Annotated in this window: 15 protein-coding genes and 1 riboswitch; of the genes, 8 read left to right on the top strand and 7 right to left on the bottom strand. The window is 65.8% G+C overall.

Going from position 1 to position 16,917, the window contains the following annotated elements; genetic code table 11:
• Positions 1-101: 101 nt before the first annotated feature.
• From metK to KZ491_RS08740, 6 genes are all read right to left on the bottom strand, one after another.
• Positions 102-1,337, bottom strand: a complete 1,236-nt coding sequence (metK, locus tag KZ491_RS08765; RefSeq protein WP_222565421.1) for a methionine adenosyltransferase — start codon at positions 1,335-1,337, stop codon at positions 102-104.
• Positions 1,338-1,458: 121 nt separating this feature from the next.
• Positions 1,459-2,457, bottom strand: coding sequence for a tRNA dihydrouridine synthase DusB (dusB, locus tag KZ491_RS08760; protein ID WP_222565420.1), 999 nt, complete (start codon positions 2,455-2,457; stop codon positions 1,459-1,461).
• Between the two features lie 44 nt (positions 2,458-2,501).
• Positions 2,502-3,470, bottom strand: coding sequence for a ribokinase (locus tag KZ491_RS08755; protein ID WP_222565560.1), 969 nt, complete (start codon positions 3,468-3,470; stop codon positions 2,502-2,504).
• A 10-nt stretch (positions 3,471-3,480) separates the two neighbouring features.
• On the bottom strand, positions 3,481-4,752 hold the full coding sequence (locus tag KZ491_RS08750) for a nucleoside permease (RefSeq protein ID WP_222565419.1): 1,272 nt from the start codon (positions 4,750-4,752) through the stop codon (positions 3,481-3,483).
• An 84-nt stretch (positions 4,753-4,836) separates the two neighbouring features.
• Positions 4,837-5,970 (bottom strand): sensor domain-containing diguanylate cyclase, encoded by a 1,134-nt coding sequence (locus KZ491_RS08745; protein WP_222565418.1) that lies wholly within the window; start codon positions 5,968-5,970, stop codon positions 4,837-4,839.
• 49 nt (positions 5,971-6,019) lie between these two features.
• The gene (locus KZ491_RS08740) at positions 6,020-6,598 is read right to left on the bottom strand and encodes a TMEM165/GDT1 family protein (RefSeq protein WP_222565417.1); all 579 of its coding nucleotides are present in this window, start codon (positions 6,596-6,598) and stop codon (positions 6,020-6,022) included.
• Positions 6,599-6,706: 108 nt separating this feature from the next.
• Positions 6,707-6,806: riboswitch (yybP-ykoY riboswitch) on the bottom strand.
• A 113-nt stretch (positions 6,807-6,919) separates the two neighbouring features.
• On the opposite strand from KZ491_RS08740, the gene KZ491_RS08735 reads away from it, so the two are divergent.
• The 6 genes from KZ491_RS08735 (at position 6,920) to KZ491_RS08710 (ending at position 12,757) form a co-directional block, all read left to right on the top strand.
• Positions 6,920-7,891 carry a potassium channel beta subunit family protein gene (locus KZ491_RS08735; protein WP_222565416.1) on the top strand — a complete coding sequence of 324 codons (972 nt, stop codon included), beginning with the start codon at positions 6,920-6,922 and terminating at the stop codon, positions 7,889-7,891.
• 102 nt (positions 7,892-7,993) lie between these two features.
• On the top strand, positions 7,994-8,947 hold the full coding sequence (locus KZ491_RS08730) for an SPFH domain-containing protein (RefSeq protein WP_222565415.1): 954 nt from the start codon (positions 7,994-7,996) through the stop codon (positions 8,945-8,947).
• Positions 8,948-8,950: 3 nt separating this feature from the next.
• Positions 8,951-9,388 carry an NfeD family protein gene (locus KZ491_RS08725; RefSeq protein WP_222565414.1) on the top strand — a complete coding sequence of 146 codons (438 nt, stop codon included), beginning with the start codon at positions 8,951-8,953 and terminating at the stop codon, positions 9,386-9,388.
• Positions 9,389-9,490: 102 nt separating this feature from the next.
• Positions 9,491-10,627, top strand: a complete 1,137-nt coding sequence (gcvT, locus tag KZ491_RS08720; RefSeq protein WP_222565413.1) for a glycine cleavage system aminomethyltransferase GcvT — start codon at positions 9,491-9,493, stop codon at positions 10,625-10,627.
• A gap of 87 nt (positions 10,628-10,714) precedes the next feature.
• Positions 10,715-11,110: a glycine cleavage system protein GcvH gene (gene gcvH, locus KZ491_RS08715; protein WP_222565412.1), complete on the top strand. Its 396-nt coding sequence runs from the start codon at positions 10,715-10,717 to the stop codon at positions 11,108-11,110.
• 498 nt (positions 11,111-11,608) lie between these two features.
• On the top strand, positions 11,609-12,757 hold the full coding sequence (locus KZ491_RS08710) for a hypothetical protein (protein WP_343225589.1): 1,149 nt from the start codon (positions 11,609-11,611) through the stop codon (positions 12,755-12,757).
• A 121-nt stretch (positions 12,758-12,878) separates the two neighbouring features.
• On the opposite strand, the gene KZ491_RS08705 is transcribed toward KZ491_RS08710, so the two are convergent.
• Positions 12,879-14,309 (bottom strand): serine hydrolase domain-containing protein, encoded by a 1,431-nt coding sequence (locus KZ491_RS08705; protein ID WP_222565411.1) that lies wholly within the window; start codon positions 14,307-14,309, stop codon positions 12,879-12,881.
• 67 nt (positions 14,310-14,376) lie between these two features.
• Between KZ491_RS08705 and KZ491_RS08700 the strand changes: the two genes are divergently transcribed.
• A complete protein-coding gene (locus KZ491_RS08700) occupies positions 14,377-14,976 on the top strand; it encodes a LemA family protein (RefSeq protein ID WP_246606634.1) in 600 nt (199 codons plus the stop codon).
• A 33-nt stretch (positions 14,977-15,009) separates the two neighbouring features.
• Positions 15,010-16,914 carry a M48 family metallopeptidase gene (locus KZ491_RS08695; protein WP_222565410.1) on the top strand — a complete coding sequence of 635 codons (1,905 nt, stop codon included), beginning with the start codon at positions 15,010-15,012 and terminating at the stop codon, positions 16,912-16,914.
• The last annotated feature ends 3 nt before the right edge of the window (positions 16,915-16,917 follow it).

Raw genomic sequence — 16,917 nt, 5'->3', positions numbered from 1 at the left:
ATTCGACTGGAGGGCGGTCGACGGCTCGAACTGCGGACATAAAAAAAACGGACCGCAAGCGGTCCGTTTTGTGTGGCGGGGCAGGGCGGCCTGCCGGGTTGCTACTTCAGCTTGGCGGCCTTGCGCAGATCCTCGGCCCGATCGGTCTTCTCCCAGGAGAAGGCCGTGGCTTCATGTTCCGCACCGTCGGAGTCCTTGTACTTGACCACCTTGGGCTTGCGACCGAAATGGCCGTACGCGGCGGTGGACTGGTACACCGGATGGATCAGGTCAAGCATCTTGACGATGCCGTACGGGCGCAGGTCGAAATGCTCGCGAATCAGCAGCTCGATCTTGTCGTCACTGATTTTGCCGGTGCCGAAGGTGGTGACGGAGATCGAGGTCGGCTCGGCGACGCCGATCGCATACGACAACTGCACTTCGCACTTGTCGGCCAGTCCAGCAGCGACGATGTTCTTGGCCACGTAGCGGGCCGCGTACGCCGCCGAGCGATCGACCTTGGACGGGTCCTTGCCCGAGAACGCACCGCCACCATGGCGGGCCATGCCGCCGTAGGTATCGACGATGATCTTGCGCCCGGTCAGGCCGCAGTCGCCGACCGGGCCACCGATCACGAAGATGCCGGTCGGATTGATGTGGATCTTGTTCTTCGGCAGCGCGTCCAACCACGCCTTGGGCAGCACGGGCTTAAGAATGTGCTCGCGCACGGCCTCGATCAGGTCCTTCTGCTTGATGCCGGGATCGTGCTGGGTCGACAGCACAACGGCATCCAGACCGGCGATCTGGCCGGCGTTGTCGTAGCGCAGGGTGACCTGGCTCTTGGCATCCGGACGCAGCCACGGCAGCGGCGAATGGCGCTTCTTGCGGATCTTGGCCTGCTGCTCGACCAGACGGTGGCTGTAATAGATCGGCGCGGGCATGAATTCGGGCGCCTCGTTGCAGGCGTAGCCGAACATCAGGCCCTGGTCGCCGGCACCCTGCTCCTCGGGCTTCTTCTGATTCTTGTCGTTGCCATCAACGCCGGCGGCGATGTCGGGAGACTGCTTGCCGATCAGATTCAGGACGCCACAGGTGGCGCCGTCGAAGCCCACCTCCGAGCTGTCATAGCCGATGTCGACGATGACTTTCCGGGTCAACTCTTCCAGATCGATCCAGGCCGAGGTGGTGATCTCGCCTGCGACAATCGCCACACCGGTCTTGACCATGGTTTCGCAGGCCACGCGGGCGCGCTTGTCCTGGGTCAGGATGGCGTCGAGCACCGCATCGGAGATCTGGTCGGCGACTTTGTCCGGGTGGCCTTCGGAGACCGATTCGGAGGTAAACAGGTAGCTGGACATCAGGGCTTTATCCTTACATTCGGATAGAGGGATGGCTGCGAATCATACAGGCATCGCCTCCTGCGCGCATCGCGCCGGAATCCGGGTTTCCCCGCCGTTAATCCGGATGGACGCCGTGCACTCAAGCGGCGGCAGACAGCTCCGGCGATACGCCTGCAATCAGCGCATCGAAGTAGTCGCGGGTCAGGCGGAGCTGCACCTCGGCGGTGTCCGCGCGGTTGACCACGGCGCGGAAAGCGGCGTTCTCCGGATGGTCCTTGGCGTACCAGCCCAGGTGCTTGCGAGCGATGCGCACGCCGGAGCGTTCGCCATAGAACGCGTGCAGATCGTGCAGGTGCTCCAGCAGCACATCGCGAACCTCGTCCAGGCGGGGCGCGGGCAAGAGTTCACCAGACGCCAGATAGTGTCCGATCTCACGCAGGATCCACGGCCGGCCCTGCGCGGCGCGGCCGACCATGACCGCATCGCAGCCGGTGTAGCGCAGCACCTGGGCGGCCTTGCCTGGCGAGTCGATGTCGCCATTGGCCAGAACCGGGATCGACAGCGCCGCCTTGACCTCGCCAATAGTGTCGTACTCGGCCAGTCCCCTGTACTGCTGGTCGCGGGTTCGCCCGTGCACCGCCAGTGCGGCGATGCCGGCGGCCTCGGCGATGCGCGCGATTTCCAGCGCGTTGCGGTGATCGGCGGCCCAGCCGGTGCGGATCTTCAACGTCACCGGCACGTCGACCGCGCTGACCACGGCCTCAAGGATTGCCGCCACCAGCGCCGGTTCGCGCATCAGGGCCGAGCCCGCCCAGGCATTGCAGACCTTTTTGGCCGGGCAGCCCATGTTGATGTCGATGATCTGCGCGCCCTGGTCGACGTTGTGGCGTGCCGCGTCGGCCATGATCGCCGGCACGGTGCCGGCGATCTGCACGCTGATCGGGGCCGGCTCGCCGTCGTGGTCCATCCGGTGCAGCGACTTCGCGGTCGTCCAGAAACGTGGGTCCGAGGTGGTCATCTCCGACACGCACAGCCCTGCGCCCAGCCGCTTGCACAGCACCCGGAACGGCTTGTCGGTGACCCCGGCCATGGGTGCCAGGACCACTTTCGGATCTATCGTGTACGGGCCGATCTGCATGGCGCCATTCTACCGGTCGGCCGAAGTTCGGCCCTGGGCCGGGCTCAGTCCGGCGGCGGCGCCTGCCGCGGCATGGCGGCGGCCGCGCCGCGTTGCTCGGTGGCACGGCCGGCGTAAGCGGTGGCGAACGCGACGTGGCGCGCAAACGCGCGGGCCGGGAACTGCGCCATCGACGCGACCAGTGCGCCGTTGAATGCGTCACCCGCGCCGGTGGTATCGATCGCTTTTGCCGGCGAGGCGGCGACGCGGTAATAGGCTTCGGCGTCGCCGCGGCGCTGAGCTTCGGGGTGGGAGACGAAGCAGCCCGCCGCGCCCAGGGTGATGATCACGCTGCCGGCGGGGAGCAGGTCGCGGCAATGCCGATGCAGCTGCGCACCATCCAGTGCAGCGACGCCGTCCGCGGCGAGTTCCAGACCCTGATGGCGTTGCAGCTGCGCGCAGAACTCGGTCTCGTTGGGGGTGATGACGTCGCTCAATGCCAGCAACTCGGCCCCGAGCCGCGCGTCCGCCGGTGCCGGATTCAGCACCGTCACCGCGCCGGCATCGCGGGCGAGGCGGAATCCGGCCTCCACCGCCGCTGGCGGCGATTCCAGCTGGGCGATCATCACGGCTGCGCCTTGCAGTACCGCTGCGTGTTCAGAGATGAAGCCCGCGCTCAGCGAGGCGTTCGCACCCGGGCCGATGACGATGGTGTTGCAGCCCGCCGCGTCCACATAGATGCCGGCCGTGCCGGTTGGCGCGTCACTTGCCTGGACATGCAGCGTGATGCCGTCCGCGTGGGCCAGTTCGCGAGCGATCTGGCTGCCCGCATCCGTTCCCAGCGAGCACACAAACGCCGTCGCCGCACCGGCGCGTGCGCAAGCGGTGGCCTGGTTGAAACCCTTGCCGCCCGGGCCGGTGTGGTACTCGCCGACCAGCGTCTGGCCAACCTGCGGCAATGCCGGCAGTGCCCACACGTGATCGATGTTGAATGACCCGATCACCACCACCTTGGCAGACCACGGCGCGTGCATGGCGACCGGCTCAGACACCGAGGCGGGCCGCAGCGCGCTCGGCGGCAGGACCGCGGGTGTGCTTGTGCTTGAACAGCGGCACGAACAGCACCGCCAGTGCCAGCGAGTACAACGCGAACGTCATCCAGATGCCATGCCAGTTCTTGCTCTGGTCGGCGTAGGTGAAGAAGTGCTCGATGATGAAGCCACTGAGCACGCTGCCCAGCACGGCACCGAACCCGTTGGTCATCATCATGAAGAGGCCCTGCGCACTGGCGCGGATCTTCGGATCGCTCTGGCTCTCCACGAACAGCGAGCCGGAAATGTTGAAGAAGTCGAAGGCCATGCCGTAGACGATGCACGACAGCACGATCATCCACAGGCCCGGGCCCGGATCGCCGTAGGCGAACAGGCCAAAGCGCAGGAACCAGGCCAGCATGCTCATCGTCATCACCGCCTTGATCCCGAAGCGCTTCAGGAAGAACGGGATGGTCAGGATGAACAGCGCCTCGGAGGCCTGCGAGATCGACATGATGATGGCGGGATAGCGCACCGCCAGCAGGCCGGCGAACCGCTCATCGTTGGCGAAGTCGTGCAGGAAGGTGTCGCCGTAGGCGTTGGTCAGCTGCAGCGCGGCTCCCAGCAGCATCGCGAAGACGAAGAACACCGCCATGTTGCGGTCGCGGAACAGCCGGAAGGAGGTCAGGCCAAGCACGTCGACCAGGCTGCGCTTCTCGCCCTTGCCCAGCTTGGGCGGGCACTTGGGCAGGGTGAAGGCGTACAGGCCGAGCAAAAGCGAGGCGCCGGCGGCAACGTAGAACTGCGCGGCGGACTGTTCCAGTTGCAGCAGGCTGACCGTCCACAGCGCGACGATGAAACCGATCGTGCCCCAGACCCGGATCGGCGGGTAGTCGTTGACCACGTCTCGGCCGTCCACGATCAGCGCGTTGTAGGCCACCGTGATCGCCAGCGCGATGGTCGGCATATAGAACAGCATGCACAGCAGCATCACCCAGAACATCGATTGCGGATTGTCCACCTGGGGCAGGTAGAACAGTACGGCCGCCCCGCACAGGTGGAGGATGCCGTACAGGCGCTCGGCATTGATCCATTTGTCGGCGACGATGCCCATCAACGAGGGCATGAACAGCGACGCGATGCCCATGGTCGAGAAGATCGCGCCAAAGCCGGTGCCCGACCAGCCCTTGTTCTGGAACCAGTAGGCGCCGATGGTCAGCAGCCACGAGCCCCAGATGAAGAATTGCAGAACGTTCAGCAGGATCAGTCGGAGTTTCAGGCTCACCGGTTCTCTTCCTCGGGGTGCGCGGCGGCGGCCCGCAGCAATCGGGCAGCGTAGTGGGAATCCGCCAGCTAGTGAAGGGCGCGCTCAGTCGTCGCGAACGACGACGCGGTTGCGCCCCTCGCGTTTGGCGATCTTCAGGCGGCGGTCGGCGCGACCCAGCAGGTGTGAGGTATCGCGTCCGTCCTGGGGGCTCCCCGCGATGCCCGCGCTCATCGTCACCCGGATCGGTTCGTCGTTCACCGTGCCCGGATCGAACGGGTGGGCGGCCACCCGGCGCCGCAACGCCTCCATGCGTTCCCACGCCGCGCCCACCGGCAGCGGCATCACCACGACCAGCTCCTGGCCGCCGAGGCGGATCAGCCATTCATCGTCCTCCAGCCCATCCTGGAGAACACGGGCAAGGTGGCACAGCACGCGGTCACCCATGCGATGGCCGACATCGGCGTTGATCGCCTTGAAGTTGTCCAGGTCGATCAGCGCCAGGCTCAGGCTGAGGCCCTGGTCGTGGGCCGCTTCCAGCAGGCGCGGCATCCGGTGCATCAACCAGATCCGGTTGGGCAGGCGGGTCAGGCCGTCGATGCCGGACATCTGCACCAGGCGCTGCATGCGATAGACAATCGTGGCTGTGAGCGCGGTGGTAAGCGCCAGCAGGATCAGGCGCTGGATCTGGGTGGCACGGGTCACCGCGCCATAGTCGTGCGAGAGCAACTGCTCCGGCGATGCGATGGCAAACACGACCGCGTTGAGCACCCCGTACTGCAGCAGCGCCAGGAGCCCTGCCAACAGGGTGATGCGGCCGTCGCTGCGCAGCGCGGTCATCAGGATCGCCAGCACGTAACAGCACCAGACCACCATCGAGTTGAGCGCTGCCGGCAGGTGCTGCGACCCGAGCAAGGCCAGTACCGCGGTGGTGGCGGTGACGTCGAAGGCCGCTGTGGCGAACGGCAGCCAGCGGTAATTGCGGGAGCGGTGGGCGAGGATCAACCACAGCACCGCAAAGATGTTGACGACGATCGCCGCGACGAAGCCGATCAGGCTCTCACCGGGCTGGCCGCCGGCCAGTGCGTTGGTCAACGGCAGCAGCACGAGCGCCGCGGTCAGTACCAGCCGCAGGCGCGCGACGAGCAACTCGCCTGATGCACCGGCGGCGAGCATGATCTCGTCCGGTCGCGACAGCACCGTGCCCACCATCCCGCCGATATTGCGGTTGCCATCCATCGCTTTTCCCCAGGCCTGAAGGGCGAGGATAACGCGCGGCGCGTCGTGTTCAGCCCAGGCCGCGCAGCGCCACCCACAGCCCGATCAGCAGGAATACCCCGGCGGCTGCCCAGCGCGCGGCAGTCAACGGCAAGCGGTTGGCAAACCGACTGCCCAGAAGCACCACCGGGATGTTGGCCAGCAGCATGCCCAGCGTGGTCCCGACCACGACCTGCCACAACGGGACATATTTGGCGGCGAGCAGCACCGTGGCGATCTGCGTCTTGTCCCCGATCTCGGCGATGAAGAACGCCACCGTGCTGGCAATGAATGCGCTCTGCGAGGCGATCGTGGTGTCATCGTCCAGGGTGTCGGGCTTCAGCGTCCACAGCGCCACGAGGATGAAGCTGGCGGCGACCACCCAGCGCAGCACGTCCGGTCGCAGCCAGTCGGCGGCCACGCTGCCCGCCCACGCGGCCACGGCATGGTTGAGTACCGTCGCCAGCGCAATGCCGGCGATGATCGGCCACGGCCTGCGGAATCGCGCGGCAAGCAGCAATGCCAGCAACTGGGTCTTGTCGCCGATCTCCGCCAACGCAACCGTGGCGGTCGAGATGAGGGCGGTCGAGAACGGAAGCGCATCAATCATTGGATATCCAGGGGCCGGGCGGCGAGGCGAAAGCAGGCCGCGCGGCCCGGCCCCGATGGCCGTTGGCCAGCATGGGTTGTTCGCGCAAACCTGCCTTCGGTCTCGCTCAGCCTGCGCTTGGGCGCGGGCCGCATGCACCATGGCCGGCGGGCCAAGTATGTTGATGCGTGCTTCTGCGCCAACGCGCAGACGAGCTACTCCCCGGAGGAACAGCGCGCCCAGTCTAGCCAGCCAGCCGCAACGCTGCCAGCCGGCCGCGCGCGGCCGTGCCGGCGCTTACACTGCGGGCATCGCAGCCGCGCCATCCAGCAAGGAGCCACCATGCAATACCGTCGCCTCGGTTCATCCGGCCTGCAGTTGTCGGCCCTTTCCTTCGGTGCCTGGGTAACCTTCGGCGGTCAGGTGGGACGAACCACCGCGCGCGAGTTGATCGCGGCCGCGTGGGATAACGGCATCAATTTCTTCGACAACGCGGAGGGCTATGGGCACGGCGTTGCCGAGTCGCTGATGGGCGATGTCATCGCTGACCTGCGCCTGCCGCGCGACGGCTACTGCGTGTCCAGCAAGGTGTTCTTCGGCTCCACTGAAGAGCCGCGGCCGACCCAGCGCGGCCTCTCGCGCAAGCACGTCACCGACGCCTGCCACGCCGCCCTGCGCCGGCTGCGGGTCGACTATCTGGACCTGTATTACTGCCACCGACCCGACCCCGACACCCCGGTGGAGGAAACGGTGTGGGCGATGGATGCGCTGGTGCGCCAGGGCAAGGTGCTCTACTGGGGCACCTCGGAGTGGTCGGTGGGGCAGATCCGCGAAGCACACAAGGTGGCGCGGCAGAACCATCTGGTCGCGCCGACGATGGAGCAACCGCAATACAACCTGCTGCACCGCGAGCGCGTCGAGCTGGAGTACGCGCCGCTGTACGCCGAGTACGGGATGGGTGCGACGGTGTGGTCGCCCCTGGCATCGGGCCTGTTGACCGGCAAGTACAACGACGGCATTCCCGAGCAGAGCCGCCTGGCCGACCCCTCGATCAGCTGGTTGCGTGGATTCGTCCTCGGCGACCCGGAGCACCGGCGGATCGAGCGCGCGCGCGAGTTCACCACTCTTGCCCGGGAGTTCGGCGTCGCTCCCGCGCCGCTGGCGATCGCCTGGTGCCTGCGCAACCCGCACGTCTCCAGCGTGATCCTGGGAGCCACCAGCGTGGATCAGTTGCTGCAGAACCTGCAGGCCCTGGAAGTGCTGGAAACACTGGAGGAAGCCTGCTGGCACAAGATCCGGGTGGTGGCGAGCTGACCGGAGGCGTCCGCAAGCCAATCCGACGAGCGTGGACCGCGGTCCGCGCGATTGCCGCCGGCGCGTGTCTATACTCGCTTTCTCATTGAAGGGGATGCAGGGATGAATCTGGGAACGGGCTTGGCAGTGGTGCTGCTGGTGGTTTTCGTGGTGGTCGTGTTCAAGGCCGTGCGCATGGTTCCACAGGGCTACGAATGGACGGTGGAGGCATTCGGCAAATACACCCACACGCTCTCCCCCGGCCTGCACTTTCTGGTGCCGATCTACCAGAGCATCGGGCGCAAGATCAACATGATGGAGCAGGTGCTCGACGTCCCCAGCCAGGATGTCATCACCAAAGACAACGCGGTGGTCAAGGTCGATGGGGTGGTCTATTTCCAGGTCCTTGACGCCGCCAAGGCCGCCTACGAGGTCGCCCAGCTGGAGATCGCCACGCTCAACCTGGTGATGACCAACATTCGTACCTCGATCGGTTCGATGGACCTGGACGAGTCCCTGTCCCGGCGCGACGAGATCAACGCCAAGGTGCTCGTGGCCGTGGACCAGGCGACCCATCCGTGGGGCCTGAAGGTCAACCGCATCGAGCTGAAGGACATCGCACCGCCGCGCGACCTCGTCGATGCCATGGCGCGGCAGATGAAGGCGGAGCGCGAGAAGCGCGCCAACATCCTCGAGGCCGAGGGATTCCGCCAGGCCGAGATCCTCAAGGCCGAGGGCCAGAAGCAGGGCGCGATCCTGCACGCCGAGGGCGAGAAGGAGGCGGCGTTCCGCGAAGCCGAAGCGCGCGAGCGGCTGGCCGAGGCCGAGGCGAAGGCGACCGAGATGGTGTCCAACGCAATCTCCAACGGCAACGTGCAGGCGATCAATTACTTCGTGGCGCAGAAATACATCGAGGCGTTCAAGGCGCTCGCCGAGGCGCCCAATCAGAAGTTCGTGCTGATGCCGATGGAATCGGCCGGCGTGATCGGATCACTGGCCGGCATCGCCGAGCTGGCCAAGGACGCTTTGGGCCAGCAGCCCGGCGCGGCGTCTGCTTCGCCGCGGGTCGGACGCTGAGCCATGCACTGGGATTGGCAGGCGGTCACATGGGCGGTGGTGGCGCTGGTGCTGATTGCCGCGGAGACCTTGGTGCCCGGCGCGTTCCTGCTCTGGCTGGGCGTCGCCGCCGCGGCGGTGTTCGTGTTGCTGCTGCTGTTCGACCTGTCGCTGCTCTCGCAGGCGGTGGCGTTCGTCGTGCTCAGCGTGATCTCCATCCAGATCTATCGCACCCGATTCCGGGGTCGTGGCCGGCAGAGTGACCGACCCAGCCTCAACCGCCGCGCCGATGCGCTGGTCGGTCACGTGGCAACCCTGCCCACGGCCATCGTGCAGGGCCGCGGCCGGGTCCAGATTGCCGATGCGTACTGGGACGTGACCGGCCCGGATCTCGCCGCCGGTACCCGGGTGCGCGTGGTGGGCAGTGAAGGCATGACCCTGCGGGTGCAGTCGGCGGAGTGATCCACGGGCGGCTCGTACGCGGCCGGGGCACCAGTACGCCGCCGGCCCGTGGCGACGCTCCTGTCTGGGATAATGGTCGAATCATTCCTGCCAGGATCGACCATGACCCTCAACAAGGCCCCACAGCACACCGTCCTCAACGCCCATCACCGCGCACTCGGCGCCAAGATGGTCGACTTCGGCGGCTGGGACATGCCGATCCACTACGGATCGCAGATCGATGAGCACCATCTGGTGCGTCAGTCCGCCGGCATGTTCGACGTCAGCCACATGACCGTCATCGACCTGCGCGGGCCGCGTACGCGCGAGTTGCTGCGGCTGCTGATGGCCAACTCGATCGACAAGCTGAAGAAGCCGGGCAAGGCGCTCTACAGCTGCATGCTCAACGAGCGCGGTGGCGTGATCGACGACCTGATCATCTACTTCATCGCCGAGGACTTCTTCCGCCTGGTCTCCAACGCGTCCACCCGCGACAAGGATCTGGCCTGGATCGAGCGCCACGCCAAGGCCTTCGATGTCAGCGTCAGCGAGCGGCCCGACTTTGGTCTGATCGCGGTGCAGGGGCCGCAGGCGCGCGACAAGGTCATCGAACTGCTGGATCCCGCCGAGCGCGAGCGGATCGGCAAGCTGCCCAAGTTTTCCTTCGCCCAGACCCGCGGCAGCGACGGTACCGAGATCTTCATCGCCCGTACCGGCTACACCGGCGAGGACGGCTTCGAGCTGGTCCTGCCCGAGTCAGCCACGCTGTCCACCTGGCAGGCACTGCTGGATTCGGGCGTCAAACCGGCGGGCCTGGGCGCGCGCGACACCCTTCGTCTGGAGGCAGGGATGAACCTCTACGGCCAGGACATGGACGAGGACGTCACTCCCTACCAGGCCGCACTGGGCTGGACGGTGAGCCTGGACGAAGGCCGCGAGTTCATCGGCCGCGACGTGCTTGAGCGCCAGCGCAGCGACGGTGCCGGATGGCAGATGATCGCACTGGTGATGGACGATCGCGGCGTGCTCCGGCATGGCCAGAAAGTGCTCACCGATTTGGGTGATGGCGAGATCCTTTCCGGAACGTTCTCGCCGACCCTGGGCAAGGGCATCGCCTTCGCCCGTGTGCCGGCTGGCGAGATCGCCCTGGGCCGCGCCGGCAACGTGCGCGTCGATATCCGCGGCAAGGAAGTGCCGCTGCGTGTGGTGAAGTTCCCGTTCGTCCGCGATGGCCAGGCGCAGCCGGGCGTGCTTGACTGACAATGCGTCCGCGGCCCGTGATCGCCGCCCGCCTGCTTGGTTACACTAGCGACCCTTCCATCCACCAGCGGTAAGCGGAGCAATGCCATGAGTGAGATCCCCGGCGACCTGAAGTTCCTGAAATCACACGAGTGGGTGCGCGTCGAAGATGACGGTACGGTCACCATAGGTATTTCCGACCACGCCCAGGGCATGCTCGGCGACCTGGTCTATGTCGAGCTGCCCGCGGTGGGCGATCACGTCGAGGCCGGCAACGCCTGCGCGGTGGTGGAGTCGGTCAAGGCCGCATCGGACATCTACGCCCCGGTCACCGGCACCATCGAGTCGATCAACGACGCCCTCGACGGCAAGCCGGAGACGATCAACGAGGATGCGTTCGGCGAAGGCTGGATGTTCACCATCAAGATCGAGGATCCCGACCAGCTCAACGACCTGCTCGACCCCGACGCGTACGCCGCGATGGTGGAAGACGACGAAGGCTGAATTTCGCGACATTGCGCGATCGCACCTGCGCCGGAAACGGCGCGGGTGTTTTTTTGTCCAATGCGCATCGCGTAAGCGGCGCAAGAATTGCGTCGGCGCTGCGCAAATGGTTTGGTGCAGCGCGAAACCAGGGACGGATTGGCGACATTTCGATCGACTGCATACTGGTCAAAAAGTCACCAGTGAATTTGGGGTGGTGAAAATTTCGCCATCTGGGTCGGCGCGGTCAATCAGTCGTGTCAGCCTTGCACCGCGCGGTTTGCAGCGTTGTCTGCAGCGCAGTGTCTGGATTTTTCCTGGTATGGATCGCGATGAGCCTCCGTTGATGCGATGGCACACGGAGAACTCAAGCCGATCGGTGACTGCGCGCGTCGCATCAACTTTGTTGACACCGACAAATCGCGTGACTAGGTTGCGCGAAGTACAGACTTGCGCGGATAAGAGTGAGCAAAGCCACCACGACCAGTCGCATTGTTGAACCGACCACCGCCCGGATTGATGGCGTGGCGGTCATGTCGCCGACGTCGAATGGTGACAGGGCGGGGTCGAAGCTCCGCAATACGTATCGCGCCGAGCCCGGTTTTTCCCTTGCGGAGAGCCGGGTTTTTGTATTTCAGGGTGAGGCGTATTGGCGGCGGAAAGCCGTGCAGACGGCGTTGCCTGGAACCGGGTTGTATCGACGATAGACCACTGACGAGGAACCATCGCATGGCCATGAGAAAAGCTGCAACGAAAGCACCCACTCCGAGAAAGACGGCAAGCAAGTCTGGCGCACAAACCTCGGCCACCAACTCCGGCGTCAACGGCTCAGGTTCCGCTGCGATGGATGCCAGTTCCGCGCAGACGGACACGACGACGGGCGCGGCCAAACCGGCACCGCGCAAGACACCATCCAAGAAGACAGCGACGGCAAAATCACCGGCGAAGAAAGCGGCCGCAAAGAAAACCGCCACCAAGAAATCCGCTGCCAGCAAGTCGGCCTCCGCTGGCGCCACGGCAAAGAAGGCCACGGTGAAAAAAGCCGCAGCCACCAAAGCCACCGCGAAAAAAGCGACGGCAAAAAAAGCCAGCGTGAAAAAGCCGGCGGTAAAAAAGGTCGCTGCCAAGAAGGCGACGGTGAAGAAGACCGCGGCAGGCAAGGCGCCTGCGAAGAAGGCCACGGCCAAGGCCGCGACTGCAGCAAAGGCGACCAAGAGCACAGCGGCCAAGAAGGTGACTGCGAAGAAGGCGTCGGCCAAGAAGGCGTCGGCCAAGAAGGCCCCGGCGAAGAAAGCGACAGCCGGAAAGACCGCGACCAAGAAGAGCGCAACGAAAAAAGCCGTCGCCAGCAAGAGCGCCGCAGCCAAGACCAGTGCGAAGAAAACCGTAGCCAAGAAGGCCACAACAAAGAAGGTGGCAGCCAAGAAGGCCCCTGCGAAGAAGGCGGCGGCCAGCAAGGCGGCGAGCAAGAAGGCTCCGGCAAAGAAGGTCGCAGCGAAGAAGTCCGGCACGTCCGCGACCTCGAAGACGCCAGCGAAGACCGCGGCAAAGTCAGCGGGCAATTCCGCCGCAGACAAGAAGCCGGCAGCAGCCCGGAAGTCCGCCAGCAAGAAGAAGTCGGTCATGCCACCGACCGCCACACCAGAGACGCCGAAGGCCCTGCTCTAGAGAGCTACACGTAGCCGAACAGGCTGCAGCAAAAAAGCCCTCTACCGACCAGTGCGGTAGAGGGCTTTTTCAGTCCGGTCTTCGTCAGGTCGATGGACCGACGGAGCCGCCAGCGCGGCGATTACTGCGGAGCGGCGGTCGAGCGCGTCGCGGTCGAGCCGGGCGCGTCGCTGTTCTGTTGTGGGCCAGCGGCATAGCGGATGTTGGGATCGATCTTCGGATCGAGCCACGCCGTCAATGAAGACGGAATGTTCAGCGCGCGGTCGAGCATCGTCGGCATCAGGCCCGTCGGCAGCGTGCTTTCGCCATTCCACAACAGCACGATACCCAGGTCGGTGTCGGGAACCAGCGCGATCATCCCGCGATAACCCTGCACCGCGCCGGCGTGATAGACCACGCGATGGCCGGCGTACTCGTACACCCGCCAACCCAACGCATAGCCGGCGGAATCCAGGCGCGCGCGCCGCCAGGGCGACGAACGCGTCTGGTCAGGCGTAGCCACCAGTGGCTCATGCAGGGTCGCCACCAGCGGCGCCGGCAGCACGTCCGGGCGATGGCCGGTGTGGGCGAGCAACCATTGCGCCATATCGCTGGCGCTGGCGTTGACGCCCGCGGCGGGCGCCACTTCGTAATAGGTGGACTTGGGCATCACCGATACCCAGCCGCCCTTGCCGCGCACGTGCGGCTTGGCCCAGCGCGCGCTCGATTCGATCCCTTCAAGGCCCAGGCTGGCGTCATTCATTCCGAGCGGCTTAAGTAGCCGACGGCTGACTTCCTGACTGTAGAAGTCGCCCGTGGTCGCGAACACGATGTCGCCGATCAGGCTGAAGGCGACGTTCTGGTAGGCGTAGCAGGTGCCCGGCGCGCACTTCATCGGCGCCGTAGCGAGCTTGCGGCTGAGGTCGCGATAGGGCACGTAGCGCTCAAGATCGCGGTCGTAGGCGTTGTTGGTCAGGCCAACCCGATGGCTGAGGATGTCGGCGACGGTAATCTGCTGCGCGGCATCGGGCTGGCTCAGGCGGAAGTCGGGTACGTAGTCGGTCAGTCGGCTGTCCCAGCGCAGCGTACCGTTGTTGACCAACAGCCCGGCCATGGTGCCGGCGAAGCCCTTTGACAGCGACGCCAGGCGGAACACGGTATGCGCATCGACCGGCTGCGCGTCGCTGACATCGGTGATGCCGTAGCCACGAGCGCTGAGCACCTCGCCGTTGTGCACGATCGCCATCGCCATACCCGGTACGTGCTGGTCGGCGACCATCTGCTGGGCGATCGCCTCAAAGGTGGCGACATCGAATCCGGCCGGCAGTGCAGGGCCCTTGGACTTGACCGGTACCGGCACGGGCAGGTGCTGCTCCGGGCGCAGATCCGGCACCACCTGCGTAGCGATAAACGCGTCCATCGGCGAGCTGTCGGCGGGCAGGGGTGCGCTGGCCTGCGGGTCTCCGCCCAGTAGCGAAGTCTGCGCCGTGGACGCCAATGCCACCGTAAGCAGGAAGGTCAGTGCGGCCACGCGCCGGGCGAGCGTTGTCCGCCGGTTCGATTCGTCTTTCATCGGTCGCATCGCCTGCGTATGCTGGGTTCACCCGATCATAACGCCGTTTTCCAGAGGTTTGCGAGCAATGATGTTCAGCTTCCTGATTCTATTGGGGTTAGTGCTCCTGTTCATCTTCTGGGCGGTGTCGATCTACAACGGCCTGATCGGAGCCCGCAACGCCTACAGGAACGCGTTCGCGCAGATCGATGTTCAGCTGCAGCGGCGCTTCGAGCTGATTCCCAATCTGGTAGAGATCGCCAAGGGCTATATGTCCCATGAGCGCGAGACCTTGGAAGCGGTGATGACCGCGCGCTCGGCGGCGATGTCCGGTGCGGCCGCGGCCAAGAACCTGCCCGGCGATCCGGCGGCGATGGCGCGCATGGGCAGTAGCGAAGGCCTGCTCGGTGGTGCGCTGGGGCGCCTGCTCGCGGTGGCCGAGGCCTATCCCGACCTGAAGGCCAACCAGACCATGATGCAGCTGACCGAGGAGCTCAGCAGCACCGAGAACAAAGTCGCGTTCTCGCGTCAGGCGTACAACGACGCCGTCACCAGCTACAACAACCGGCGCGAAGTGTTCCCGGCCAGCGTGATCGCCGGCAATTTCGGCTTCAAGCCCGCGGGCCTGCTGGAAATCCCGACCGACCAGGCCGCCCATATGCGTCAGGCACCGCAGGTGGCTTTCTGACCGGCACGGCTGTTCCGGTGACAGGCTGATCCGATGAATTTCTTCGAGCACCAGGCCGCGGCCCGGCGCAGCTCCACTCGACTGGTCGTGCTGTTTTCGCTGGCGGTGCTCGGGGTTGTGGCAGCGGTCGACCTGGTCGCCTGGTTCGTGATCGGCGCCAACGCCACGGTGCTGGTCTGGTGCAGCGTGCTCACCTTGCTGGTGATCGGGCTGGGCTCGCTGTACCGGCTTTCCAGCCTCGGGCGCGGGGGTGAGTCGATCGCGCTGGAAATGGGCGGCGAGCCGGTGCCGGAGGACAGCGCCGACCCGGATCTGCGCCGTTTCCGCAATGTCGTGGAGGAGATGACCATCGCCTCCGGGGTGCCGATGCCGCGTCTCTACGTGCTCGAGCACGATGCCGGCATCAACGCATTCGCGGCCGGCTACTCACCCTCCGATGCGGTGGTCGCGGTCACCCGTGGCGCGCTGGAGCGGCTCAACCGCGACGAGTTGCAGGGCGTGGTCGCGCACGAGTTCAGCCATATCCTCAACGGCGATATGCGCCTGAACCTGCGTCTGGTCGGGGTGTTGTTCGGCATCTCGATGATCGCGCTGATCGGCCGGAAGGTCCTGCACTTCGGCGTGTTGGGCGGACGCGGACGCGGGCGGGGCTCGGGCGCGGTGTTCGTCGTGGTCGCCGCGGTCGCGGCGCTGGTCGTGGGCTGGATCGGCCTGTTTTTTGCGCGCATGATCCGCGCCGGCATCAGCCGCAGCCGCGAGCGTCTGGCGGACGCCAGTGCGGTGCAGTTCACCCGCCAGACCGCGGGACTGGCCGGCGCGTTGAAGAAAATCGCCGGGCTGCCGGATGGCTCGCATCTGGTGGCCGCCGGCGATGCCGAGGAGATCAGCCACATGCTGTTTGGCGAGGGCCTCCAGTTCGGCGGCCTGTTTGGGCGCATGCTTTCCACCCATCCGCCGTTGCTGGAGCGCATCCGGGTGCTGGATCCGTCCTTCAACAACGCCGCGCTGGATACGCTGGCCCGGCGATGGATGGACCGGCCGCCGCACGGGCTGGACGAGGATCTTGCGCTCGGCCTGCACGAGGGGCTGCCGTTGCCCGTGGCTGCCAGTGACCAGGCTCTGGATGAGCAGCAGATGTCACAGCGGGTGGGCCAGCCGGACATCGACAGCTACCGCTACGCCGATGCAATCGTCGCCGGAATCCCTGACCCGCTGCGCGCCGTGGCGGCGGACCGCGAGCGGGTGATGCCGCTGGTGCTGGGTCTGCTGCTGGACGAGCGCGCGCAGATCGCCGACAAGCAGCTGTTTGCGGTGGGCGCGCGCATGGGAAAGTCGGTGGCCCTGGAGCTGGACCAGATGCGCGATGCATTGCACGGCCTGCATCCGATGCTGCGGCTGCCGCTGGCGGCGCTGGCCTTCCCGGTCCTGCGGCGCAGGCCGCGTCCCGAGCTGGAGCTGTTCCTGGATGCGGCCAACGCGATGGTCTTCGCTGATGGAAACGTCTCGCTGTTCGAGTATTGCCTGGGGCGCCTGTTGACCGTGCAGCTGCGCGAGTCGCTGGACCCGTCGCGCTACGCCCGCACCGGTCGCCGCAAACCGGCCAAACTGCAGGCCGAGATCGCCACCTTGCTGGCCGTGGTGGCGGACGCGGGGCATCGGGATGCCGCGTTGGCGCGGCGTGCCTACATCGCTGGCATGCAGCGCATCCTGCCCAATCACATCCGTCCCTACAGCGTTCCCGCGCGCGGAGTGCTGGCGCTGGAGGACGTCTGGCTGCCGCTGGATGCCCTCGATCCCTTGGCCAAACGCCTGCTGGTGGAGGCAATCGCGCTGGCCATCGGTCATGACGGTCGGATCACTGTCGCGGAGTCCGAGCTGCTGCGTACGGTGTGCGGCGTATTGCATTGTCCGTTGCCGCCAATGCTGGCCCAGGCGTGAGCG

The sequence above is a fragment of the Novilysobacter antarcticus genome, from assembly GCF_019802285.1.
In the GTDB taxonomy this organism is placed as follows: domain Bacteria; phylum Pseudomonadota; class Gammaproteobacteria; order Xanthomonadales; family Xanthomonadaceae; genus Novilysobacter; species Novilysobacter antarcticus.
Note: the sequence above shows the minus strand (reverse complement) of the source record. Positions and strands in the feature narration are given on the sequence as shown.

What these genes read in the sequence shown, in the direction of transcription:
- metK (WP_222565421.1), bottom strand. Translation starts at nt 1,337, where the DNA reads ATGTCCAGCTACCTGTTTACCTCCGAATCGGTCTCCGAAGGCCACCCG.
- dusB (WP_222565420.1), bottom strand. Translation starts at nt 2,457, where the DNA reads ATGCAGATCGGCCCGTACACGATAGATCCGAAAGTGGTCCTGGCACCC.
- KZ491_RS08755 (WP_222565560.1), bottom strand. Translation starts at nt 3,470, where the DNA reads ATGCACGCGCCGTGGTCTGCCAAGGTGGTGGTGATCGGGTCATTCAAC.
- KZ491_RS08745 (WP_222565418.1), bottom strand. Translation starts at nt 5,970, where the DNA reads ATGGATGGCAACCGCAATATCGGCGGGATGGTGGGCACGGTGCTGTCG.
- KZ491_RS08740 (WP_222565417.1), bottom strand. Translation starts at nt 6,598, where the DNA reads ATGATTGATGCGCTTCCGTTCTCGACCGCCCTCATCTCGACCGCCACG.
- KZ491_RS08735 (WP_222565416.1), top strand. Translation starts at nt 6,920, where the DNA reads ATGCAATACCGTCGCCTCGGTTCATCCGGCCTGCAGTTGTCGGCCCTT.
- KZ491_RS08730 (WP_222565415.1), top strand. Translation starts at nt 7,994, where the DNA reads ATGAATCTGGGAACGGGCTTGGCAGTGGTGCTGCTGGTGGTTTTCGTG.
- KZ491_RS08725 (WP_222565414.1), top strand. Translation starts at nt 8,951, where the DNA reads ATGCACTGGGATTGGCAGGCGGTCACATGGGCGGTGGTGGCGCTGGTG.
- gcvT (WP_222565413.1), top strand. Translation starts at nt 9,491, where the DNA reads ATGACCCTCAACAAGGCCCCACAGCACACCGTCCTCAACGCCCATCAC.
- gcvH (WP_222565412.1), top strand. Translation starts at nt 10,715, where the DNA reads ATGAGTGAGATCCCCGGCGACCTGAAGTTCCTGAAATCACACGAGTGG.
- KZ491_RS08710 (WP_343225589.1), top strand. Translation starts at nt 11,609, where the DNA reads ATGGCGTGGCGGTCATGTCGCCGACGTCGAATGGTGACAGGGCGGGGT.
- KZ491_RS08705 (WP_222565411.1), bottom strand. Translation starts at nt 14,309, where the DNA reads ATGAAAGACGAATCGAACCGGCGGACAACGCTCGCCCGGCGCGTGGCC.
- KZ491_RS08700 (WP_246606634.1), top strand. Translation starts at nt 14,377, where the DNA reads ATGATGTTCAGCTTCCTGATTCTATTGGGGTTAGTGCTCCTGTTCATC.
- KZ491_RS08695 (WP_222565410.1), top strand. Translation starts at nt 15,010, where the DNA reads ATGAATTTCTTCGAGCACCAGGCCGCGGCCCGGCGCAGCTCCACTCGA.